Origin of the sequence: Micromonospora sp. NPDC049799 (assembly GCF_040656655.1) — a bacterium.
Lineage (GTDB): Bacteria > Actinomycetota > Actinomycetes > Mycobacteriales > Micromonosporaceae > Micromonospora.
The window spans coordinates 1-5,110 of sequence record NZ_JBFAMU010000359.1; the positions used below are offsets into that span (position 1 = coordinate 1).

The following is a 5,110-nucleotide window of genomic DNA, read 5'->3' on the forward strand; positions in this document are numbered from 1 at the left end:
GGCGTGCGCGGGCAGGGCCGCGGTCTCCGCGGCCACTCCGGCGGCTGCCGCGACGGCCGCCTCGACCTGGTCGGCCGTGGCGAGGGTGGTACGACCGACAGCGCGCCCGTCGTACGGGTGGTGGACGGTCAGCTCCTCCTCGCCGTGGACGGGACGGGAGGCGACGAAGAACGGTACGGACTCCACGTGGAGCAGCGTAGACGACGGACGAGTCGACGGAAACAGTCGCCACAGCCCTTGTCTGCCGCGAATTCAGTAGCGAAGATGGCATACACATTGCGATAACCGCCGCAGACCGCACCCCCGGAACCCCTCGGAGTGATCCCGTCATGAGCGACCAGCAGCAGCTGCGCAACTTCGTCAACGGCGAGTACGTCGAGCCGGCCGACGGTGGCTACGCCGACCTGATCGATCCCTGCACCGGTGAGGTGTTCGCGCAGGCGCCGGTCTCCGGCGCCGCCGACGTGGACGCGGCGATGCGGGTCGCCGCCACGGCCTTCGAGAGCTGGCGGGACACCACCCCGGGTGAGCGGCAGAAGGCGCTGCTCAAGCTCGCCGACGCGGTCGAGGCCCGCGCGGCGGAACTGGTCGACGCCGAGGTACGCAACACCGGCAAGCCGCGTCAGCTCACCGCCGACGAGGAGTTGCCCCCGTCGGTCGACCAGTTCCGGTTCTTCGCCGGTGCCGCGCGCCTGCTGGAGGGCCGCTCGGCCGGTGAGTACATGGCCGGGCACACCTCCTACGTGCGGCGCGAGCCGATCGGTGTCTGCGCCCAGGTCACCCCGTGGAACTATCCGCTGATGATGGCGGTCTGGAAGATCGCCCCGGCTCTCGCCGCCGGCAACACGGTGGTGCTGAAGCCGTCGGACACCACGCCGGTGTCGACCCTGCTGCTGGCCGAGATCGCGTCGGAGTTCCTCCCGCCGGGCGTCTTCAATGTCGTCTGCGGCGACCGGGACACCGGTCGTACGCTGGTCTCCCACCCGACGCCGCAGATGGTGTCGATCACGGGCTCGACCCGCGCGGGCATGGAGGTCGCCTCCGCGGCGGCGCCGGACCTGAAGCGCACGCACCTGGAGCTGGGCGGCAAGGCCCCCGTGGTCATCTTCGACGACGCCGACATCGAGGCGGCGGCCGAGGCGATCGCGATGGGCGGCTACTTCAACGCCGGCCAGGACTGCACCGCGGCGACCCGGGTGCTGGCCGGTCCCGGCATCCACGACGACTTCGTGGCGGCCCTGGCCGACCAGGCCCGCAACACGAAGACCGGCGCCCCCGACGACGCCGACGTGCTGTACGGGCCGCTGAACAACGCCAACCAGCTCGCCCGGGTCAGCGGCTTCGTGGACCGCCTGCCGGACCACGCGGACCTGCGGACCGGCGGTTCGCGCCTCGGTGAGCGCGGCTACTTCTACGCCCCGACGGTGGTGTCCGGCGTCCGCCAGGACGACGAGATCATCCGCGACGAGGTGTTCGGCCCGGTCATCACCGTGCAGCGCTTCTCTGACGAGGACGAGGCGGTGCGCTGGGCGAACGGCGTCGACTACGGCCTGTCCGCGTCGGTGTGGACGAAGGACCACGGCCGGGCGATGCGGATGACCCGCCGCCTCGACTTCGGCTGTGTCTGGGTGAACACGCACATCCCGTTCGTCTCCGAGATGCCGCACGGCGGCTTCAAGCACTCCGGCCACGGCAAGGACCTGTCGGTCTACAGCCTGGAGGACTACACCCGGATCAAGCACGTCATGCACAACATCGAGGGCTGACCCACATGTCATCCTCCGAGGAACTGCACAAGCGGCGGGGCGCGGCGGTCGCGCGTGGCGTCGGCAGCGTCATTCCGTCCTACGTGGACCGTGCATCGGGCGGCACCATCACCGACGTCGAGGGCCGGGAGTGGATCGACTTCGCCGCCGGCATCGCGGTGACCAATGTCGGCAACTCCGCGCCACGCGTCGTCGAGGCGGTGCGGGCACAGGTCGAGCGTTTCACCCACACCTGCTTCATGGTCGCGCCGTACGAGTCGTACGTGGCGGTCTGCGAGCAGCTCAACACGCTGACCCCGGGCAGCTTCGAGAAGCGCTCGGCGCTGTTCAACTCCGGCGCCGAGGCGGTGGAGAACGCCGTGAAGATCGCCCGGCACGCGACCGGGCGACCGGCGGTGGTGGTGTTCGACCACGCGTACCACGGCCGGACCAACCTGACCATGGCGTTGACCGCGAAGAACATGCCGTACAAGCACCGGTTCGGGCCGTTCGCCGGTGAGGTCTACCGGGTGCCGATGTCGTACCCGCTGCGCGACGGCGGCCTGTCCGGCCCGGAGGCGGCCGCCCGGGCGATCGAGATGGTGGAGAAGCAGGTCGGCGCGGAGAACGTGGCGGCGCTGCTGATCGAGCCGATCCAGGGCGAGGGTGGTTTCGTCGTACCGGCGGCGGGGTTCCTGCCGGCGCTGCGGGAGTGGGCGACGGCGGCCGGGGTGGTCTTCGTGGCCGACGAGATCCAGACCGGGTTCTGCCGGACCGGGGACTGGTTCGCCTGCCAGCACGAGGGCGTCGAACCGGACCTGGTCACCCTGGCCAAGGGCATCGCGGGTGGCCTGCCGCTCGCGGCGGTGACCGGGCGTGCCGAGCTGATGGACGCGGTGCACGTCGGTGGCCTCGGCGGCACGTACGGCGGCAACCCGATCGCCTGCGCCGCGGCGCTCGCCAGCATCGAGACCATGCACGAGCTGGACCTCGTCGCCGCCGCCCGGCGGATCGAGGCGACGATGGTGCCCCGGCTGCGCGCGATCGCCGAGCGCACCGGCGTCGTCGCCGAGGTACGCGGGCGGGGCGCGATGCTGGCTGTGGAACTGGTCCAGCCCGGCACCCGCACGCCGGACCCGGTCCGCACGGCCGCGGTGTCGGCCGCCTGCCACGCCGCCGGCCTGCTCACGCTGACCTGCGGCACCTACGGCAACGTGCTGCGGTTCCTGCCCCCGCTGGTCATCTCCGACGACGAGCTGACCCGCGGCCTGGACATCCTCGACGCCGCCTTCGGCTGAGGGCGAGGACCGCCACAAGATCGTGCAGGAACACGGAAGTAGTGGCCTCCCATTGCGGCGGAGGCCACTACTTCCACGATCGAGCGCGATCATCGAGGGTTCGGCCCGCCTAGCGCAGCACCTCGACCGTGTTGCGGCGGACCAGGTTCTTGCCCGGTTCGCGGATCGCGTCCATCGCCGCCGCGTTGAGCAGCACGCAACTGCCCGACGGCCCGGTCACCGTCACGGTGACCGTCTTGCGGTTGTCCAGGTTCGTCACCCGCAGGCGCGTACCCACCGGGAACTGACCGCTGGTCGCGGCCGGCGTGCCGGCCTCGGCGGAGAAGGTGATCGCACCCGTGCAGGCCGACCTGGGCGCCGGACGGGAGGCACCGGGGGACGCAGCGCCGGGCCGTGTCGAGTCGGAAGCCGGAGGTGCGGTGTCGCCGCCGCCCAGCACCTCGACCACGTTGCGCCGGACGACGTTCTTGCCGGGCTCCCGGACCAGGTCCATGGCGGCCGTGTTGAGCAGCACACAACTGCCCGACGGGCCGGTCACCGTCACCGTGGCAGCCTTCCCGTTGTCCAGGTTGGTCACCCGCAGTCGCGTTCCGACCGGGAACCGGTTGCTGGTCGCCGCCGGCGCACCCCCCTCGGCGGAGAAGGTCACCGAACCGGCGCAGGCCGAGGCCCGCGCGGGGGCGGTGTCCGCGAAGCCCAGTCCGGTACCCACCGCCACCGCCGCCGCGGCGACCGCCGCCACACCGACCGCCAGTACGTGCTTCCGCTGCACCTTCACCGCATCTCCCGTCGTCCGACGCTCTGGTGTCAGCGGGTACGGGCAGGGAGCACCGAACGGTTCAGCGGTTCCGGAAGGAATGTTTCGTATCACGCCCGAGGGGCCGGGCTCGATGTCCCGGCCCCCACGTCGCCTGTCGACCGCAACCGGTATTGGCGATCGGGGGTGGGCTGCGTCACGATGGGGCCGAGGAGGTCGCCGATGGCTGACCCGTGGCTCGCCCTGGAGTTCGGCGTCGATCCGGTGGAGCGGATCGCGCAGGTCGGCGCCGCCCACGAGGCGTTCCTCGCCGCCGGGACCGCGCCGCAGCGGGTCCGCGAGGTGGTACGCCGGTCGTGGGAACGGTCGGTGCTGCTGGACCCGGAGGGCACTCCGCCGGTCGACCTGACCGACGACGCCTTGGCGAGCTACCGCGCCGCCCACCCGCTGGTCCGGGTGCTGCCCCTCTTCCGGGACCTGCTGGGCGGGATCGCCCAGGACGGTGCGCACCTGATGGCGGTCTGCGACGCGTACGGGCGGCTGCTCTGGGTGGAGGGACATCCGGGGGTGCTGCGGCACGCCGAACGGATGAACTTCGTGCCCGGGGCCCGGTGGGACGAGGCGCACGCCGGCACGAACGCCCCCGGCACGGCCCTGGCCGTCGACCACAGCGTGCAGATCTTCGCCACCGAGCACTTCAGCCGGCCGGTGCAGCGGTGGACGTGCGCCGCCGCCCCGATCCACGACCCGCTCAGTGGTCGGCTGCTCGGCGCGGTCGACATCACCGGCGGCGACCACCTGGCCAACCCGCAGAGCCTGGCGCTGGTCCGGGCCACGGCACGGGCCGCCGAGGCGCAGCTCGCCGCGGACCGACCGGTCGAACCGGGCGTCGCGACGATCACCGCGCTGGGTCGGGACGAGGCGGAGCTGCACGTGGACGGCCGTCGGATCCGGCTCGGCCGCCGGCACAGCGAGCTGCTCGTGCTGCTGCTCGACCATCCCGAGGGGCGCACCGGCGAGCAACTCGGCATCGACCTCTACGGCGACGACCGGCTGCACCCGGTCACGCTGCGCGCCGAGCTGTCCCGCCTGCGCCGGGTGCTCGGGCCGGAACTGCTCGACTCCCGCCCGTACCGGCTGCGCGGCACCGTGCGCGCCGACTTCCGTACCGTCGCCAACCGCCTCGACGCGGGCGACCTGGCGGGCGCGCTCGACGCGTACGCCGGATCACTCCTGCCGGGCTCGGACGCGCCGGGAGTCGCGCGACTGCGCCGCCTGATCGACGGGCAGGTGCGCGCCGCCGTGCTCGC

The 5,110-nt window shown here is 72.3% G+C and carries 4 protein-coding genes and 1 pseudogene; 3 read left to right on the plus strand and 2 right to left on the minus strand.

Annotation, left to right across the window (positions count from 1 at the left end):
* Window positions 1–186, minus strand: a pseudogene (locus AB0I76_RS22070) (aldehyde dehydrogenase); the annotation flags it as partial.
* A 143-nt stretch (window positions 187–329) separates the two neighbouring features.
* Here AB0I76_RS22070 and AB0I76_RS22075 point away from each other — a divergent pair.
* Together AB0I76_RS22075 and gabT are read left to right on the plus strand one after the other, a co-directional pair.
* Window positions 330–1,766 carry a gamma-aminobutyraldehyde dehydrogenase gene (locus tag AB0I76_RS22075; protein WP_357038504.1) on the plus strand — a complete coding sequence of 479 codons (1,437 nt, stop codon included), beginning with the start codon at window positions 330–332 and terminating at the stop codon, window positions 1,764–1,766.
* 5 nt (window positions 1,767–1,771) lie between these two features.
* Window positions 1,772–3,043, plus strand: a complete 1,272-nt coding sequence (gene gabT / locus AB0I76_RS22080) for a 4-aminobutyrate--2-oxoglutarate transaminase (RefSeq protein WP_357038507.1) — start codon at window positions 1,772–1,774, stop codon at window positions 3,041–3,043.
* Window positions 3,044–3,152: 109 nt separating this feature from the next.
* Here gabT and AB0I76_RS22085 read toward each other — a convergent pair whose 3' ends face one another.
* Window positions 3,153–3,821, minus strand: coding sequence for a hypothetical protein (locus AB0I76_RS22085; RefSeq protein WP_357038510.1), 669 nt, complete (start codon window positions 3,819–3,821; stop codon window positions 3,153–3,155).
* A gap of 201 nt (window positions 3,822–4,022) precedes the next feature.
* Here AB0I76_RS22085 and AB0I76_RS22090 point away from each other — a divergent pair.
* On the plus strand, window positions 4,023–5,110 hold a 1,088-nt coding region (locus tag AB0I76_RS22090; protein ID WP_357038513.1), incomplete at its 3' end, for a GAF domain-containing protein.